12 protein-coding genes are annotated in these 17,295 nt (G+C 70.8%); 9 read left to right on the plus strand and 3 right to left on the minus strand.

The window, feature by feature from the left end; genetic code table 11:
* Positions 1–15: 15 nt before the first annotated feature.
* From ACWCQK_RS24680 to serA, 5 genes are all read left to right on the plus strand, one after another.
* Positions 16–3,033, plus strand: coding sequence for a putative bifunctional diguanylate cyclase/phosphodiesterase (locus ACWCQK_RS24680; protein ID WP_451158328.1), 3,018 nt, complete (start codon positions 16–18; stop codon positions 3,031–3,033).
* A 242-nt stretch (positions 3,034–3,275) separates the two neighbouring features.
* Positions 3,276–5,129, plus strand: a complete 1,854-nt coding sequence (locus tag ACWCQK_RS24685) for an acetolactate synthase large subunit (protein ID WP_451158329.1) — start codon at positions 3,276–3,278, stop codon at positions 5,127–5,129.
* A gap of 21 nt (positions 5,130–5,150) precedes the next feature.
* Complete coding sequence (gene ilvN, locus ACWCQK_RS24690; RefSeq protein ID WP_451158331.1) at positions 5,151–5,675, plus strand: acetolactate synthase small subunit; 525 nt, start codon at positions 5,151–5,153, stop codon at positions 5,673–5,675.
* A gap of 118 nt (positions 5,676–5,793) precedes the next feature.
* A complete protein-coding gene (gene ilvC / locus ACWCQK_RS24695) occupies positions 5,794–6,792 on the plus strand; it encodes a ketol-acid reductoisomerase (protein WP_385782443.1) in 999 nt (332 codons plus the stop codon).
* Positions 6,793–7,092: 300 nt separating this feature from the next.
* On the plus strand, positions 7,093–8,682 hold the full coding sequence (serA, locus tag ACWCQK_RS24700; RefSeq protein WP_451158333.1) for a phosphoglycerate dehydrogenase: 1,590 nt from the start codon (positions 7,093–7,095) through the stop codon (positions 8,680–8,682).
* A 282-nt stretch (positions 8,683–8,964) separates the two neighbouring features.
* On the opposite strand, the gene ACWCQK_RS24705 is transcribed toward serA, so the two are convergent.
* On the minus strand, positions 8,965–10,491 hold the full coding sequence (locus tag ACWCQK_RS24705) for an MFS transporter (protein ID WP_451158335.1): 1,527 nt from the start codon (positions 10,489–10,491) through the stop codon (positions 8,965–8,967).
* A 97-nt stretch (positions 10,492–10,588) separates the two neighbouring features.
* On the opposite strand from ACWCQK_RS24705, the gene ACWCQK_RS24710 reads away from it, so the two are divergent.
* Positions 10,589–11,179, plus strand: coding sequence for a TetR/AcrR family transcriptional regulator (locus ACWCQK_RS24710; protein WP_451158337.1), 591 nt, complete (start codon positions 10,589–10,591; stop codon positions 11,177–11,179).
* A 10-nt stretch (positions 11,180–11,189) separates the two neighbouring features.
* Here the strand turns inward: ACWCQK_RS24710 and ACWCQK_RS24715 are convergent, their stop codons facing one another.
* Entirely contained in the window at positions 11,190–12,386 is a 1,197-nt protein-coding gene (locus tag ACWCQK_RS24715; protein WP_451158339.1) for a PucR family transcriptional regulator, read from the minus strand.
* Positions 12,387–12,550: 164 nt separating this feature from the next.
* Here ACWCQK_RS24715 and ACWCQK_RS24720 point away from each other — a divergent pair, with 164 nt between their 5' ends.
* From ACWCQK_RS24720 to ACWCQK_RS24730, 3 genes are all read left to right on the plus strand, one after another.
* Complete coding sequence (locus ACWCQK_RS24720) at positions 12,551–13,477, plus strand: proline dehydrogenase family protein (protein WP_451158341.1); 927 nt, start codon at positions 12,551–12,553, stop codon at positions 13,475–13,477.
* 36 nt (positions 13,478–13,513) lie between these two features.
* Positions 13,514–15,145 carry an L-glutamate gamma-semialdehyde dehydrogenase gene (gene pruA, locus ACWCQK_RS24725; RefSeq protein WP_451158343.1) on the plus strand — a complete coding sequence of 544 codons (1,632 nt, stop codon included), beginning with the start codon at positions 13,514–13,516 and terminating at the stop codon, positions 15,143–15,145.
* A gap of 305 nt (positions 15,146–15,450) precedes the next feature.
* Entirely contained in the window at positions 15,451–15,582 is a 132-nt protein-coding gene (locus ACWCQK_RS24730) for a hypothetical protein (protein WP_015493350.1), read from the plus strand.
* A 104-nt stretch (positions 15,583–15,686) separates the two neighbouring features.
* Here the strand turns inward: ACWCQK_RS24730 and ACWCQK_RS24735 are convergent, their stop codons facing one another.
* Entirely contained in the window at positions 15,687–17,267 is a 1,581-nt protein-coding gene (locus tag ACWCQK_RS24735) for a purple acid phosphatase family protein (protein WP_451158345.1), read from the minus strand.
* Between the last annotated feature and the right edge of the window lie 28 nt (positions 17,268–17,295).

A 17,295-nucleotide genomic window follows, 5' to 3' on the forward strand; every position in this document is an offset into this window, starting at 1 on the left:
GACCGGGAGGGCCCGGTGAGCTCGCCCCCGCCTTCCGTGACCACCCTCGACGGAGCGCTGCGGGCACAGCCTCCCTCGAAGGCGCCGCTGTTGCGCCCGCCGCTCTCCGGCGGCGGCACGAACCTGGTCCACCAACTCGTACTGGCCCTGGTGTGCGCGGGATACGCCGTCGGTTCCGCGCTCGGCTGGGGTTCGAGCGAAGTCGCCCTGTTCATGGGTGACTTCGGACTGAGCGCCGCGGCGGGCACCGCCGCCGTGTCGTGCTTCCTCTACGCGCGGGCCCGCCGCGTCCGCTTCCGACCCGCCTGGCTGCTGTTCGCCCTCTCCTCGGCAATGGCGTCTTTGGGCAACGGTGTCTGGGGGTGGTACGAGGTCGTCCTGCGGCGGCCCGTCCCCAGCCCCAGCTCCGCCGACCTGTTCTTCCTCTGCTTCGCGCCACCCGCGATCGTGGGACTGCTGGTGCTCGCCAAGCGGCCGGTGACAAAAGCGGGCTGGGTCTGTCTCGCGCTGGACGCCTGGCTGATCGGCGGCTCGCTGCTCACCCTGTCCTGGAGCCTGGCGCTCGCCCAGGCCGCGAAGTTCGACGGGCCGAGCGTGGCCCACACCGCGCTGTCGCTGGCCTACCCGCTGCTCGACATCGCCCTGGTCAGCATGGTGCTCGCGCTGCACTTCCGGCGCTCGGCGGTCAACCGCACCGCGGTCAACACCGCGATCGGCGCGCTCGCGCTGACAGTGATGTGCGACGCCCTGTTCACCTCGCCCCTGCTGCACAACAACTACCACTCGGGTCAGCTGCTCGACGCGGGCTGGTTCGCCGGTTCGCTGCTCCTGGCGTACGCCCCCTGGGCCGCGCCCCGGCCGCAGGGGACGGCGGCCGACGAAGGACACACGCGCGTGGTGCGCGAACACGTGCCCGGACAGCGCCCGGGCGGTCCGCACGCCGCGTCGGCGCAGGGATCCCCACCCGGGTCCCCGCAGGGCGGTGATCACAGCCGGTATCCGGCCACCCGGCCCATCACCGGCTCCCTGGCCGCCCTGACGCCCTACCTCGCCGCCGCCGTCTGCACCCTGGGCATCCTCTACAACGTCCTCGACGGGCACAGCGTCGACCGCGTGGTGCTCCTGACCGGTGGCACGGTCGTGCTCGCCCTCGTGGTGCGCCAGGGCATCATGCTCCTCGACAACATCACCCTCACCCAGGAGCTGGCCCAGCAGGAGAACCACTTCCGCTCCCTGGTGCAGGGCTCCAGCGACGTCATCATGATCGCCGCCCCCAACGGCATCCTCCGGTACGTCTCCCCGGCCGCCGCCGGGGTCTACGGACGGCCCGCGGAGGATCTCGTCGGCACCGAACTGGCCGGTCTCATCCACCCCGCCGATCTGGGCTGTGTGGTGCACGAGGTGCGCCGTTTCCTGGCCGCCCGCCCCAGCGAGGAACCCACCACCCGCATCGAGTGCCGCTTCCGGTCCGGCGACGGCGGCTGGCTGAACGTCGAATCCACCGTCAACCGTCACCACGGCGGCCTGATCTTCAACAGCCGGGACGTCACCGAAAGGGTGCGGCTCCAGGCACAGCTCCAGCACAACGCCGAGCACGATCCGCTCACCGACCTCCCCAACCGCGCGCTGTTCACCCAGCGCGTACAGCAGGCGCTGTCCGGCCGCCGCGCCTCCGACCGCGCCGCCCTGCGGGGCACGGCGGTGCTCTTCATCGACCTGGACGGCTTCAAGGCCGTCAACGACACGATCGGGCACCAGGCCGGGGACGAGCTGCTCGTCCAGGCCGGCCGCAGACTCCAGGACGCGGTCCGGCACGGGGACACGGCGTCCCGGCTGGGCGGCGACGAGTTCGCGGCCCTGATCGTCGGCGACGGCACCCGTGACCGCACCGCCCGCGAACGCCACATCCTGGAGCTCGCCGACCGCCTCAGGCTCACGCTTTCGCAGCCCTACCTGATCGACGGCAACGACGTCCGGGTCGCCGCGTCCATCGGCGTCTCCTTCGCCGAACCGGGCCTCGGCGCGGGCGAACTGCTGCGCAACGCCGACCTCGCCATGTACCGCGCCAAGGCGGCCGGCAAGGGCCGGGTCGAGCTGTACAAGCCACAGATGCAGCAGGACGTCGTACGCAAGGCGGAGCTGGCCACGCGGCTGCGTGCCGCGCTGCACGACGGCGAGTTCGCCCTGCTGCACCAGCCCGTGGTCTGTCTGGAGGACGGCCGGGTCACCTCGGTCACCGCCCAGGCCCGCTGGCGCTCCTCCCAAGGAGTGCTCTTCACTCCCGCCGAGTTCCTGCGGGTGGCGGAGGACAGCGACAAGACCGCCGAACTGGGCCGCTGGGTCCTGGAGGAGGCGGTCGAACAGGCCGCCGAACGCACCGCGACCGGCCTCGGCGTGCCGGTGGTCGTGCGGGTGAGCGCCCGTCGGCTGCTCGACCGGTCGATGCCGCTCGGCTCCGTCGAGGCCTTGCTCACCCGGCACGGGCTGCCGTCGGGGTCCCTGGTGATAGAGCTGGCCGACACCGAGCCCAGGGTGCCGCTGGACGAACTGGAGCGCCGGCTGTGCGCCCTGCGGCGCCTCGGTGTCCGGATCGCCCTGGACGGGTTCGGCAGTGGGTACGCGGCGATCACGGCACTCAGAAGGCTGCCCGTCGACGTACTGAAACTCGACCGTTCGCTGGTCGAGGGGGTCGTGGAGTCCGCGCGGCTGCACAAGATCACCAGTGGGCTGCTGCGGATCGCCAACGACCTCGGGCTGCAGTCCGTGGCCGACGGCGTGGACCTGCCGGAGCAGGTCGTCGCCCTGCGCGCGATGGGCTGCACCCATGGCCAGGGCGTGGCGTTCTCCGGTCCGCTGGACGAGTACCGGCTGCGCCGGGCGCTCGCCTCCGGCTGTTATCCGGTGCCGCACGGCCCCGCCGAACCCGCGTTCGCGGGCGGTGGCGCGGGGGTGTACACCGGTGGTGTGCCCGCCGTCCTCGGCGGTGGAACGGCCCTGCGCTCACATAATGAGACTCCCGTCCCACCCACTTGACAGTGGGTGTGTGCCGGGGGGAGGGTCAGATGCATGCGCACCCGAATTCTCGTACTTGGACAGCGCGTCGGCTGAGCTGGGAACGACCGGAGGACGATCCGGAATCCCCAGCGACCTCACCGGCGCGCTCCCCTCGCTTGCCTTTTGGCACGAGGGGTTTTTTGTTGCACAGATGCCTGGCGTGCGGCAGTCGCACATCGTACAAACTTCGCAAAAACCCTCAGCATCGAGAAGAGAAGCCGATGACCGAGCAGGCCACCGGGGCCCACCATCCGCAGCCGCGGCCCCGATCCGGTGGACAGCAGTCCGCGTCCGTCGAGCACGTCACGGGCGCGAAGTCCCTCGTCCGTTCTCTCGAGGAGGTCGGGGCCGACACGGTGTTCGGCATTCCGGGCGGTGCGATCCTTCCCGCCTACGACCCGTTGATGGACTCGACGCGGGTGCGTCACGTCCTGGTCCGTCACGAGCAGGGCGCCGGCCACGCGGCGACGGGGTACGCGCAGGCCACGGGCAAGGTCGGGGTGTGCATGGCGACCTCGGGGCCGGGCGCGACGAACCTGGTGACGCCGATCGCCGACGCGCACATGGACTCGGTGCCGCTGGTCGCGATCACCGGCCAGGTCGCGTCGAAGGCGATCGGCACGGACGCCTTCCAGGAAGCCGACATCGTCGGCATCACGATGCCGATCACCAAGCACAACTTCCTGGTGACGAAGGCCGAGGACATCCCGCGGGTCATCGCGGAGGCGTTCCACATCGCCTCCACGGGCCGGCCGGGTCCGGTGCTGGTCGACATCGCCAAGGACGCGCTGCAGGCGCAGACCACGTTCTCGTGGCCGCCGGTGATGGACCTGCCGGGCTACCGTCCGGTCACCAAGCCGCACGCGAAGCAGATCCGGGAGGCCGCGAAGCTCATCACCTCCGCGAGGCGGCCCGTCCTCTACGTCGGCGGCGGCGTGCTGAAGGCGCAGGCCACCGCCGAGCTGAGGGTGCTGGCCGAGCTCACCGGGGCGCCGGTCACCACCACCCTGATGGCGCTGGGCGCGTTCCCCGACAGCCACCCGCTGCACGTGGGGATGCCGGGCATGCACGGTGCGGTCACCGCCGTCACCGCGCTGCAGAAGGCCGACCTGATCGTCGCCCTCGGCGCCCGTTTCGACGACCGGGTCACCGGCAAGCTGGACAGCTTCGCGCCGCACGCGAAGATCGTCCACGCGGACGTCGACCCGGCGGAGATCGGCAAGAACCGCGCCGCGGACGTGCCGATCGTCGGTGACGCCCGCGAGGTCATCGCGGACCTGGTCCAGGCGGTGCAGCGCGAGCACAGCGAGGGCCAGCGGGGCGACTACACCGCCTGGTGGAAGGACCTCAACCGCTGGCGGGAGACCTACCCGCTGGGCTTCGAGCAGCCCGAGAACGGCTCGCTCGCCCCGCAGCAGGTCATTCAGCGCATCGGCCGGCTCGCCCCCGAGGGCACGATCTTCGCGGCGGGCGTGGGCCAGCACCAGATGTGGGCGGCGCACTACATCGAGTACGAGGAGCCCGCGACCTGGCTGAACTCCGGTGGCGCGGGCACGATGGGGTACGCGGTGCCGGCCGCCATGGGCGCCAAGGCGGGGGCGCCCGACCGGACGGTGTGGGCGATCGACGGTGACGGCTGCTTCCAGATGACCAATCAGGAGCTCACCACCTGTGCCCTGAACAACATCCCGATCAAGGTCGCCATCATCAACAACGGCGCCCTGGGGATGGTCCGGCAGTGGCAGACCCTCTTCTACAACCAGCGCTACTCCAACACGGTGCTGCACTCCGGTCCCGGCGCGAGCGGCAAGGAGCCGAGCGCGGGGACGCGCGTGCCGGACTTCGTGAAGCTGTCGGAGGCGATGGGCTGCTACGCGATCCGGTGCGAGTCCCCGGACGACCTCGACAAGGTCATCGAGGAGGCGAACTCCGTCAACGACCGTCCGGTGGTCGTGGACTTCATCGTCCACGAGGACGCGATGGTGTGGCCGATGGTCGCCGCCGGAACGTCCAACGACGAGATCATGGCCGCCCGGGACGTCCGCCCCGACTTCGGCGACAACGAAGACGACTGAGCGAGAGAGACCCCACAGATCATGTCCAAGCACACGCTCTCCGTCCTGGTCGAGAACACGCCCGGCATCCTCGCCCGGATCGCCGCCCTGTTCTCCCGCCGCGGCTTCAACATCGACTCGCTCGCGGTCGGTGTCACGGAGCACCCCGACATCTCCCGCATCACCATCGTGGTGCAGGTCGACGAGCTGCCACTCGAACAGGTGACGAAGCAGCTCAACAAACTCGTGAACGTGCTCAAGATCGTCGAGCTGGAGGCGGGTTCGGCCGTTCAGCGCGAACTCGTTCTGGTGAAGGTGCGCGCCGACAACGAGACGCGCTCCCAGATCGTCGAGATCGTCCAGCTCTTCCGGGCCAAGACCGTCGACGTCTCCCCGGAGGCCGTGACCATCGAGGCCACCGGCAGCAGCGACAAGCTGTCGGCGATGCTCAAGATGCTGGAGCCGTACGGCATCAAGGAGCTCGTCCAGTCCGGCACGATCGCCATCGGCCGCGGCGCCCGTTCGATCACGGACCGGTCGCTGCGCGCGCTGGACCGATCTGCGTAAGTCTTGGTAGGGCGGCGGGCCCCGGCCGGCCGCCCGTATGGCGAGACCCGGAGACTTCCCTTCCTCTCACCGTCATACGGTGGGACGTATCACCCGCACACCAAGGAGAGAACCCAAAGTGGCCGAGCTGTTCTACGACGCCGACGCCGACCTGTCCATCATCCAGGGCCGCAAGGTCGCGGTCATCGGTTACGGCAGCCAGGGTCACGCGCATGCCCTGTCGCTGCGTGACTCGGGTGTCGACGTGCGGGTGGGTCTGCACGAGGGCTCCAAGTCCAAGGCGAAGGCCGAGGAGCAGGGCCTGCGTGTGGTGTCCCCGGCCGAGGCCGCCGCCGAGGCCGACGTCATCATGATCCTGATCCCGGACCCGATCCAGGCCCAGGTCTACGAGGAGTCCATCGCGCCGAACCTCAAGGACGGCGACGCCCTGTTCTTCGCGCACGGTTTCAACATCCGCTTCGGCTTCATCAAGCCCCCGGCCGGTGTGGACGTGGCCCTGGTCGCCCCGAAGGGCCCGGGTCACCTGGTGCGCCGTCAGTACGAGGAGGGCCGTGGCGTCCCGGCGATCGCCGCGGTGGAGCAGGACGCCACCGGTGACGCCTTCCCGCTGGCCCTCTCCTACGCCAAGGCCATCGGCGGCACGCGCGCGGGTGTCATCAAGACGACGTTCACCGAGGAGACCGAGACCGACCTGTTCGGTGAGCAGGCGGTGCTCTGCGGTGGTACGTCGGCGCTGGTGAAGGCCGGTTTCGAGACGCTGGTCGAGGCGGGTTACCAGCCGGAGATCGCGTACTTCGAGTGCCTGCACGAGCTCAAGCTGATCGTGGACCTCATGTACGAGGGCGGCCTGGAGAAGATGCGCTGGTCGGTCTCCGAGACCGCCGAGTGGGGCGACTACGTCACCGGCCCCCGCATCATCACCGACGCCACCAAGGCGGAGATGAAGCAGGTCCTGGCCGAGATCCAGGACGGCACGTTCGCCCGTAACTGGATGGACGAGTACCACGGCGGTCTGAAGAAGTACAACGAGTACAAGGCGCAGGACTCCGAGCACCTGCTGGAGACCACCGGCAAGCAGCTGCGCAAGCTGATGAGCTGGGTCGACGAGGAGGCGTAAGCCTCCACGCCGGGGGTCGGGGCGGCAGTCCCCGGCCCCTTCGGCGCACCACGGGTGATGCCGGGGAACAGGGCGTTGTCCACCCCGTCCAGCCACGGACGGGTGATCCTTCCGCAGAGGCGCAAGAGGGCGTTTGCCACGCCACTACACTTCTGCCCTACATACGCGTCAGGCCCACAGCGTCGTGCGTCTTCCACGCGGCTAGCACCCCTCCTCCGCCTGCGGCCGTCGGGACGGCCGTCCGCACGCGCCCCCATGGCCTGGAGGCATGGGAGGTGCCCCAGATTTGCGAGGACTCACGTGAGCTCGAAACCTGTCGTACTCATCGCTGAAGAGCTGTCGCCCGCGACCGTGGAGGCGCTCGGCCCGGACTTCGAGATCCGGCACTGCAACGGAGCGGACCGAGCCGAACTGCTCCCGGCCATCGCCGACGTCGACGCGATCCTGATCCGCTCGGCCACCAAGGTGGACGCCGAGGCGATCGCCGCCGCCAAGAAGCTGAAGGTCGTCGCACGAGCCGGCGTCGGCCTGGACAACGTCGACGTCTCCGCCGCCACCAAGGCCGGCGTGATGGTCGTCAACGCGCCCACCTCGAACATCGTGACCGCCGCCGAGCTGGCCTGCGGTCTCATCCTCGCCAGCGCGCGCCACATCCCGCAGGCCAACACCGCCCTGAAGAACGGCGAGTGGAAGCGGAGCAAGTACACCGGTGTCGAGCTGGCCGAGAAGACCCTCGGCGTGGTGGGCCTCGGCCGGATCGGCGCGCTCGTCGCGCAGCGCATGTCCGCGTTCGGCATGAAGGTCGTCGCCTACGACCCCTACGTGCAGCCCGCGCGCGCCGCCCAGATGGGCGTCAAGGTCCTGTCGCTGGACGAGCTGCTCGAGGTCTCCGACTTCATCACCGTCCACCTGCCCAAGACCCCCGAGACGGTCGGTCTGATCGGCGACGAGGCGCTGCGCAAGGTCAAGCCGAGCGTGCGGGTCGTCAACGCCGCGCGCGGCGGCATCGTCGACGAGGAGGCGCTGTACTCCGCCCTCAAGGAGGGCCGGGTCGCCGGTGCCGGCCTGGACGTGTACACGAAGGAACCGTGCACGGACTCCCCGCTGTTCGAGTTCGACCAGGTCGTGGCCACCCCGCACCTCGGGGCGTCGACCGACGAGGCGCAGGAGAAGGCGGGCATCGCGGTCGCCAGGTCCGTGCGGCTCGCCCTCGCCGGTGAGCTCGTGCCGGACGCGGTGAACGTCCAGGGCGGTGTCATCGCCGAGGACGTCAAGCCGGGCCTGCCGCTCGCCGAGCGCCTCGGCCGCATCTTCACCGCGCTCGCCGGTGAGGTCGCGGTCCGCCTCGACGTCGAGGTGTACGGCGAGATCACCCAGCACGACGTGAAGGTGCTGGAACTGTCGGCGCTCAAGGGCGTCTTCGAGGACGTCGTCGCCGAGACGGTCTCCTACGTGAACGCCCCGCTGTTCGCGCAGGAGCGCGGTGTCGAGGTGCGGCTGACCACCAGCTCCGAGTCGCCCGACCACCGCAACGTCGTCACCGTGCGCGGCACGCTCTCCAGTGGCGAGGAGGTGTCGGTCTCCGGCACGCTGGCCGGCCCCAAGCACCTCCAGAAGCTCGTCGCGGTCGGTGACTACGACGTCGACCTCGCGCTCGCCGACCACATGGCGGTGCTGCGCTACGAGGACCGTCCCGGTGTCGTCGGCACGGTGGGCCGCATCCTCGGTGAGGCCGGGATCAACATCGCCGGGATGCAGGTGTCGCGTGCGGTCGCCGGTGGCGAGGCGCTGGCGGTGCTGACCGTGGACGACACGGTGTCGCCCGGGGTGCTGGGTGAGCTCGCGGCGGAGATCGGGGCGACGTCGGCTCGATCGGTCAACCTCGTCTGAGGTGGCCGTCGTGACGGGGGGCTGCCGCCCCCAGACCCCCGCGTCGGCCTGAACGGCCTCGTCCTCAAACGCCGGACGGGCTGAATGGACCTGAGGTCGGCCGGTCGGCTCGGACGCTGGACCGGCCGAGGTCGGCACGTCGGCTCGGCTGGGACGCCGGACGGGCTGAATGGACCTGAGGTCGGCCTGAACAGGCCGAGGTCGGGTGGCAGACGTGAGTGAAGTGAAGGCGCCGGGTGGGCTGAGGGTTCTCAGTCCACCCGGCGCCTTTTCGCGTATCCGTCACCCGGCCTCGACGTGGATCTTCCGGAGCGTCGCCGTGGCCAGTATCGCCGCGCCGGCCAGCAGGACCGCCCCCGCGATCCCGGCCGCGTGCATTCCGTCGGTGAAGGCCTCCCGGGCCGCGGTGGCCAGGGCGTCACCCGTGTGTCCCGGCAACCGGACGGCGACGGCGAGCGCGCCGCCCAGCGTCTCGTGGGCCTCGGCCGGTGCCGTCGCCGGGATCTCGTGGCGGTAGACCGCGGTGCCGATGGAGCCGAGGACCGCCATGCCCAGGGCGCCGCCGAACTCGGCGCCGGTCTCCAGGAGTGAGGAGGCGGAACCCGCGCGCTCGGCCGGGGCCGCGCCCAGCGCCAGGTCCGTCATCTGGGAGATGACCATGACGATGCCGGAGGCGAGCACCCCGCAGGCGGCCAGGACCAGCCAGAGGGAGTCGGTGCCGGCGAGGGCGAGCATGCCGTAGCCCACCGCGCCGATCACGAAGCCCGCGGTGACGACGTAGGCGCGGTCGACGCCCCTCTGGACCAGGGCGGTGGCCGCCGGGGCGGCCATACCGATCGGCACCGAGGGGAGCAGCGCCCACAGGGCCGCCTCCAGCGCGCTCCGGCCGAGCACCGACTGGAGGTACTGGGTGGTGAAGAGCGCCGAACCCATCATGGCGAAGGACGAGAGGAGGTTCAGGACGACGGCCGGGGCGAAGCCGCGGCCGCGGAACAGGGCGGGGGAGATCATCGGGGAGGCCGCGGTGCGCTGGCGGTGGACGAAGACGACCGCGAAGAACAGGCCGACGGTGATCGCGGCGACGTACTGGAGGTGCCAGCCGTCGGTGGGGATCTCCTTCAGGCCGTAGACGACGGGGAGCACCGCGGCCATCGACAGCGGGACGCTCGGCCAGTCGAAGCGGCCCGGCCGGGGGTCCTTGGACTCGGGAAGCAGAACCGGGCCGAGGGCCAGCAGCAGCACCATCGCGGGCAGGTTGACCAGGAACACCGAGCCCCACCAGAAGAACTGCACCAGCACGCCGCTCATCACCGAGCCGAGCGCGATCCCGGCCGTCATCACACCGGACCACAGGGCGATCGCCTTGGCGCGCTGGCCGGCGTCGGTGAACATCGTGCGGACCAGCGCCATCGTGGACGGCATGAGCGTCGCGCCGGCGACGCCGAGGACCGCGCGGGCCGCGATCAGGGTCTCGGCGCTGTCGGCGTAGGCGGCCACCACCGAGGCGGTGCCGAAGGCGGCGGCGCCGATCAGCAGCAGCTTGCGGCGGCCCACGCGGTCGCCGACCGAGCCCATCGTCATGAGCAGGCCGGCCAGGACGAACGCGTAGATGTCGAAGATCCACAGCTGCTGGGTGCCGGTCGGCTCCAGGTCCGCGCCGATCGACGGGATCGCGAAGTAGAGGACCGAGACGTCCATGGAGACCAGCAGCAGCGGCAGCATCAGCACGCCGAGGGCGGTCCATTCACGGCGGCCGGCGAGGGCGGCCGGGGCCGGGGTGGTGCGCAACGGGTTCGTCGGGTTCGTCATGTCAGCGAATGTACGCACGTCTTAAACGCTTGTCTAGAACGCTTGTATAAGTCACTTGTCTAGGACGGTTGTATGGATCGCGGGTAGGCTGTCGGGCATGGGACATCGTGAGGATCTGCTCGAAGGCGCCAAGCGCTGCCTGCTGGAGAAGGGCTTCCTGCGCACGACGGCGCGCGACATCGTGAAGGAGTCCGGGACGAACCTGGCCTCGATCGGCTACCACTACGGATCCAAGGACGCGCTGCTCGTGCAGGCGTACGTCGCCCTGATCGAGGAGATGGGGGACAGCTTCGATCCCGGACGGGAGGCGGACGAGACGACACAGGCGCCCGCCGGCTCGCTGGAGCGCTTCCGGGACGTGTGGGCGAACGTCATCCGGTCCCTGCCCGAGTCACGGGCCGTCTGGCTGCTGAGCTTCGAGCTCATCCTTCAGGGCGACCGGCTTCCCGAGGTGCGCAAGCTGCTGATCGAGGCGCAGGAGCAAGGCCGTTCGGGGATGCTGCCCCTGTTCAACGGCATCCCGGAGGCGGACCTCGACAAGGAGACCGTCGAGACCGAGGGCCGCTTCTACCAGACGCTTCTCCAGGGCCTCATGGTGCAGTGGATCTTCGACCCGGGCTCGGCCACCGACGCCGATCACCTCACCGAGGGGCTGCGCCGCGTGATCGACGCGGCGACGAAGGCCTGACCGTCATGCCCTAGAGGCGCGCCCCCTTCAACGTCATGTGCAGCAGCAGGCGGTCCTCCCCGTCGTCGAGGTCCAGTCCCGTCAGCTGTTCGACCCGGGACAGCCGGTAGTACAGGGTCTGGCGGTGGATGCCCAACTCCGCCGCCGTCCGGCCGGCCTGGCCCGCGCAGTCGAGATAGACCTCGGCGGTGCGGGCCAGTTCCCGCTGGGCCGGGTTCAACAGGGCCTGTACGGCCGGGTCGTGGGCGGACGCCGGCGGCAGCGCGGTCAGCAGGCGGTACGGGCCGATCCGGGACCACTCGGCGACCGGACCGAGCCGGGGTTCCGCCAGGGCGGTCCGGGCCGCCGCCGAGGCCTCGCGCCAGGCGGCGGCCAGCTCCGCGAGGCCGGTGCGCGCTTCCGCCACGCCCGCCGCACCCTCCGACGCCTCCCGCAGCAGCCGCGTGGCCGTGGCCAGCGCGGGCCCGCGCACATCCGCCGACCGCAGCCGCACCAGCACCGCGAGGCTCTGCCCGGTGGCGCCCCACGGAACCGTGCACAGCGCCGTCGCGTGGGGCACCGCCCGCGCCGACGGGGCGCCCTCCGGATCGGCCGACCGCCAGGGAGCCACGCACACCACCGTGTGCGGGCCGTCCGCGCGGGCGCCGAGCGCCGTGCGCAACTCCGCCACCGCCATGTCCTGCTGCCAGCCGCGCTCGGCGGTCAGCACCGCCCGCAGTTCCCGCGAGAGGTCGGCGCCGTGCTGCGCCTCGTCCGCCAGCAGCGCCCCGATCCGGGCGGCCACCTGCATGGCGGCGGCCAGTTGCGGGTCGGAGGGGCCCGGGTCGTCGTCCAGCAGCCACACGTAGCCGAGAACGACACCCCGATGGCGTACGGGCAGACAGATGCGCCCCCGGTACACGCCCGCCTCCGGTGTCGGCGGGATCCGGACCGGTCCGGCCGCCCGCGTGATGCCGAAGCCCTCGAACCAGGTCCGCACGGCCGCGGTCGAGCGGCGGGTCAGGATCGAGCGGGTGCGGACCGGGTCCAGCGCCGCGGCGTCCAGATCGTCCTCACTGGCGTACGCGCCGAAGGCGATCAGCTCGAAGTCGCGGTTCTCCAGCGTCGCCGGGGCGCCCAGGAGCTCCGAGATCTCGTCGACCAGCTCCTGGTAGTCACCCCGGTTGAATGGCCCGGTATCCGACGTCACCCGGGCATTCTCCCGCATTTCCCGGGCGCCTTCATACATCTGTCTGAGATCAGGGGCGCGGATGCGTGACAGCTGTCGATGGCCGACGATCAAAGAGATCCCTAGGTTTCACGGTGGTTCTCCGTGCCGTACCCGAATCGTCGGGCAGCGGCCGTTCTGGTGCTTGTCTGTGGAGGTGCCCCGTGCTGGGTCCCGTGATTCTCGCCGCGTCGCGCAGCGACCGGATGCGACGCCTGATCTCGGCGGCCCCGGTCACCAAACAGGTCGTCGACCGCTTCATCCCCGGCGAGACCGTCGGCGACGTCGTCCCGATCATCGAGGACCTGACCGCCAAGGGTCTCGAACTGACCATGGACGTGGTCGGCGAGGACATCACCACCCCCGAGCAGGCCGCGGCCGCGCGTGACGCCTACCTGGAACTGGTCGGCCGGCTCGCGGAGCTCGGACTCGGCGAGCGGGTCGAGATGTCCGTGAAGCTGTCGATGTTCGGGCAGGCGCTCGACGGCGGCCACGAGCTGGCCCTCGCCAACGTCCGGCCGGTCGTCGAGGCCGCCGCCGCGATCGGCACGACGGTCACGCTGGACGCCGAGGACCACACCACCCTCGACTCGATGTTCGCCATCCACGAGGAGCTGCGGAAGGACTTCCCGCAGACCGGCTGCGTCATCCAGGCCTACCTCTTCCGCACCGAGGCCGACGCCCGCCGCCTCGCCGCGGCCGGCAGCCGAGTCCGTCTCGTCAAGGGCGCCTACAAGGAGCCCGCCGAGGTCGCGTACCAGCAGAAGCACGAGATCGACAAGGCGTACGTGCGGATCCTGAAGACGCTGATGGAGGGCGACGGCTACCCGATGATCGGGTCCCACGACCCGCGGCTCATCAGCATCGCCCAGGAGTTGGCGCGCAAGGCGGGCCGCAAGCTGGACGAGTACGAGTTCCAGATGCTGTACGGGATCCGGAGCGAGGAGCACCTGCGGCTCGCCGCCGAAGGACACCGCATGCGCGTCTACACCGCCTACGGCACCGACTGGTACGGCTACTTCATGCGCCGCCTCGCGGAGAAGCCGGCCAACCTCCTCTTCTTCGCCCGTTCGACCCTCACCAAGGGCTGAGCCCGAAACACCGCTCACTAAGGAGTTACGGAACCCATGGACGCTGTGACCCAGGTCCCCACCCCCGTCAACGAGCCGGTGCACGGCTATGCCCCCGGCTCGCCCGAGCGCGCCCGCCTGGAGGCCAAGCTCAAGGAGCTCGCCGAGAACCCGCTCGACCTGACGATGACCATCGGCGGCGAGCGGCGGATGGGCGGCGGTGAGGCCTTCCAGGTCGTCCAGCCGCACGACCACAAGGCCGTCATCGGCACCTACCGCAACGCCACCCAGCAGGACGCGCAGGACGCCGTCGACGCGGCCCTCGCCGCCGCGCCCGCCTGGCGCGCGATGTCCTTCGACGACCGCGCGGCGATCATCCTGCGCGCCGCCGAACTGCTGGCCGGCCCCTGGCGCGAGACGCTGGCCGCCTCCACGATGCTCGGCCAGTCGAAGACCGCCCAGCAGGCCGAGATCGACTGCCCCTGCGAACTGGTCGACTTCTGGCGCTTCAACGTCCACTACGCCCGCCAGCTCCTCGCCGAGCAGCCGCCGGCGAACTCCCCGGGCGTGTGGAACCGCATGGACCACCGCCCGCTGGAGGGCTTCGTCTACGCGATCACCCCCTTCAACTTCACCGCGATCGCGGGCAACCTGCCCACCGCCCCCGCGCTCATGGGCAACGTGGTCGTGTGGAAGCCGTCCCCGACCCAGACCCACGCCGCCGTGCTGCTGATGCGGCTGCTGGAGGAGGCCGGTCTGCCCAAGGGCGTCATCAACCTCGTCACCGGCGACGGCATCGAGGTCTCCAAGGTCGCCCTGGAGCACCGGGACCTGGCGGCCATCCACTTCACCGGCTCGACCAAGACCTTCCAGTACCTGTGGAAGACGGTCGGCACCAACATCGAGAAGTACCGCACCTACCCGCGCCTGGTCGGCGAGACCGGCGGCAAGGACTTCGTGGTCGCCCACCCGAGCGCCGACCGCGCCGTGCTCAAGACCGCGCTGACCCGCGGCGCCTTCGAGTACCAGGGCCAGAAGTGCAGCGCGACGTCCCGGGCGTACATCCCGGCGTCGATCTGGAACTCGGGTTTCAAGGAGGAGTTCGCCGCCGAGGTCGACCACCTCACCATGGGTGCCGTCACCGACTTCTCGAACTTCATCGGCGCGGTCATCGACGAGCGTGCCTTCGCCAAGAACAAGGCGGCGATCGACCGGGCGCAGGACGACCCGTCCTGCACGATCGTCGCGGGCGGCTCGTACGACGACTCGGTCGGCTACTTCGTGCGCCCGACCGTCATCGAGTGCACCGACCCGGCCAACGAGGTCTTCACGACCGAGTACTTCGGCCCGGTCCTCGCCGTGCACGTCTACGAGGACGACGCGTATGACGAGATGCTCACCCAAATGGAGTCCGTCTCCGACTACGCCCTCACCGGCTCGGTCATCTCGGGCGACCGCGCGGCGACCGCGTACACGATGGAGAAGCTGCGCTACGCGGCCGGCAACTTCTACATCAACGACAAGTCGACCGGCGCCGTGGTCGGCCAGCAGCCCTTCGGCGGCGGCCGTGCCTCCGGCACCAACGACAAGGCCGGCGCCCCGCAGAACCTCACGCGCTGGACGCTGACCCGCGCCATCAAGGAGACGCTGGTCCCGCCGACCGACTACACGTACCCGCACATGGGCTGACACCCCGCCGTCGGGTGACGGGCCGGGCCGATCTTCTTCGGCCCGGCCCGTTCGCGTGCCCGCGCGGGTTCCGCGGAGCGGGCAGGGGGCGTCGCCGTCTCAGATAGTAGGAAGTCCGAGTAATTGTAGAGACAGGCGCGCGCTCCTCGCTTAGCGTGGAAGAAGCCGAACGTCTCGCTCGATCAAGCGAATGGCGGTCGTGAGCCGGGCCCCACGCAGGCAACCCCTGCGGCCCTCGCTCCCCGCCCCTTCCGGCGTCTCGTAAACCGTTCCGCACTCCCGGACCTCGAAGGAGTCGATTTCCCATGGCCGAGACGACCGTCCGCCGCCGAGTCCGTCACGTCTCCCGCACGAGCGAGTCCGACCGCAAGAACGCCGCGGCCGCGCTCCAGCGCGCCCTCGACCGCCGTGACAACGGCGGCGAGACCGGCCACTGAGCCGAACCCGCCGCCCCCGACGCACCGAGCCGAACCCACCGAGCCGAACGCGCTGAGCCGAACCCTGGTACCGGGAGCCGCGCCCGCCGGGGTGTGGCGCGGGGTCATGCCCCGCGCCGCACCTCGAAATGGTCGATGCGCCTGCCGTTCTCGTCGAGCGCCGACACCGTCAGCCGCGGCGACGGGCCGCCGGCCGCCTCCACGGACAGCAGCGAGAAGCCGCGGTAGCGCACCCGCGACCAGGCCACGGTCTCGGCCTGCTGCTGCCGTGACGTCGTCCAGTGGAAGGTCTCGACCGACTCGCGGTCGGCGACCCGGCCCTCGTAGCTCTCGTCGGCGCCCGCCGGGAAGCCGTAGAGGTCCTTGCCGCCGCCGCCCGCGGTGACGTACACGATGCCGTCCCGGGTCGGATCCGTGGACCCGCCGACCGGCACCGGTCTGCCCACCGCGCCGTTCTTCACGGCGTCGGTCCGCTCGTAGACGTGGTTGTGCCCGTTGATCACCAGGTCCACCTGGTGACGGGCGAACAGCGGCAGCCACTCGGCGCGCACCCCGCCGTCGGAGGCGTGCGCGGAGGTCGAGTAGGCGCAGTGGTGGAAGAAGACCACGACGAAGTCGACGTCCGGCGCCGCCCGCAGCTCGCGCAGCCTGCGGTCCAGCCAGGCCGTCTGCCGGCCGTCGGTGTACCCGCGGTTGGCGGGGATCTCGTACGACACGTCGTTCGCGTCCAGCGCCACCACGCCCACGTTGCCGTAGACGAAGGAGTACACACCCGGCGCGGTGCGCGGGTCGAAGCCGGTGTCCGGGAGCGAGAAGCGGGCCGACTGCCCGCCGTAGCCGTTCGGGGAGTACCAGGCCTCCATGTCGTGGTTGCCGGTGGTCACCATCCACGGCACGGACCGGGCGACCGGCTCGGTCTGCCGCAGGAACAGGTCCCAGTAGGTGGGGTCGTACCCGTCCGACGTCTTGCCCTGCCCGTTCGCGTCCGCGTAGCAGATGTCGCCGGCGTGCAGGTGGAAGGCCGGGTTCCGGGCCAGCAGCACCCGGTCGGTGGCGGTGGCGGCCCGCGAGACGCCCTGGTCGCCGAACGCGGTGAACACGAACGTCTCCGGGTTCGCCGGTGCCGTGCGGAACGAGGCGATCGTGGCGCGGTGCCGGGCCGCGGCCGGGTCGAAGCCGTCGTGGCCGACGCCGTAGTAGTACGTCGTGCCGGGCAGCAGTCCGTCCAGGGCCGCGTGCACGTAGTACTGCTCCACGGCCGGGCGCACTCCGGGCACCCCCGGGGTGCGCAGGGCGCGCACCTCGGCCCCGATCCGCCGGCCCAGGTCGTCCGGCCGCGCCCCGAGACGCAGATACGGCCCGCGCACCGCGGCCGGCACCTGCCAGGAGACCCGCATCCCGGTCCGCGGGTCGGCGCCGAAGGCGAGATGCCGGCCGAAGGGGGCGACGGCGGAGCCGGGGACGCGGGAGGTCACCGCGGACGGAGCGGCGGCCGTGGCGGACGGACCGGGGACGGCGGTGCCGGTGTCCGTCCCGGAACAGCCGGTCAGCAGCCCGCCCGCCACCGCGCCCGCGCTCACCAGGGCGCGGCGCCGGGACAGTTTCGTGCGCAGGTACTCGTACTGCTCCGCCATGCTCATCCGGCGGGCGAGCCGCGGCGGGATACCGACGTCGGGGAGGTCCATGTCCGTGAACTTCCCAGCGAACGCCGAC

Source organism: Streptomyces sp. NPDC002306 (assembly GCF_053593435.1).

Bases quoted from the DNA above. Each gene is read 5' to 3' on its own strand.
- ACWCQK_RS24685 (WP_451158329.1), top strand. From the start codon at position 3,276: ATGACCGAGCAGGCCACCGGGGCCCACCATCCGCAGCCGCGGCCCCGA.
- ACWCQK_RS24715 (WP_451158339.1), bottom strand. From the start codon at position 12,386: ATGCGGGAGAATGCCCGGGTGACGTCGGATACCGGGCCATTCAACCGG.
- ACWCQK_RS24705 (WP_451158335.1), bottom strand. From the start codon at position 10,491: ATGACGAACCCGACGAACCCGTTGCGCACCACCCCGGCCCCGGCCGCC.
- ACWCQK_RS24710 (WP_451158337.1), top strand. From the start codon at position 10,589: ATGGGACATCGTGAGGATCTGCTCGAAGGCGCCAAGCGCTGCCTGCTG.
- ACWCQK_RS24730 (WP_015493350.1), top strand. From the start codon at position 15,451: ATGGCCGAGACGACCGTCCGCCGCCGAGTCCGTCACGTCTCCCGCACG.
- ACWCQK_RS24735 (WP_451158345.1), bottom strand. From the start codon at position 17,267: ATGGACCTCCCCGACGTCGGTATCCCGCCGCGGCTCGCCCGCCGGATG.
- pruA (WP_451158343.1), top strand. From the start codon at position 13,514: ATGGACGCTGTGACCCAGGTCCCCACCCCCGTCAACGAGCCGGTGCAC.
- ilvN (WP_451158331.1), top strand. From the start codon at position 5,151: ATGTCCAAGCACACGCTCTCCGTCCTGGTCGAGAACACGCCCGGCATC.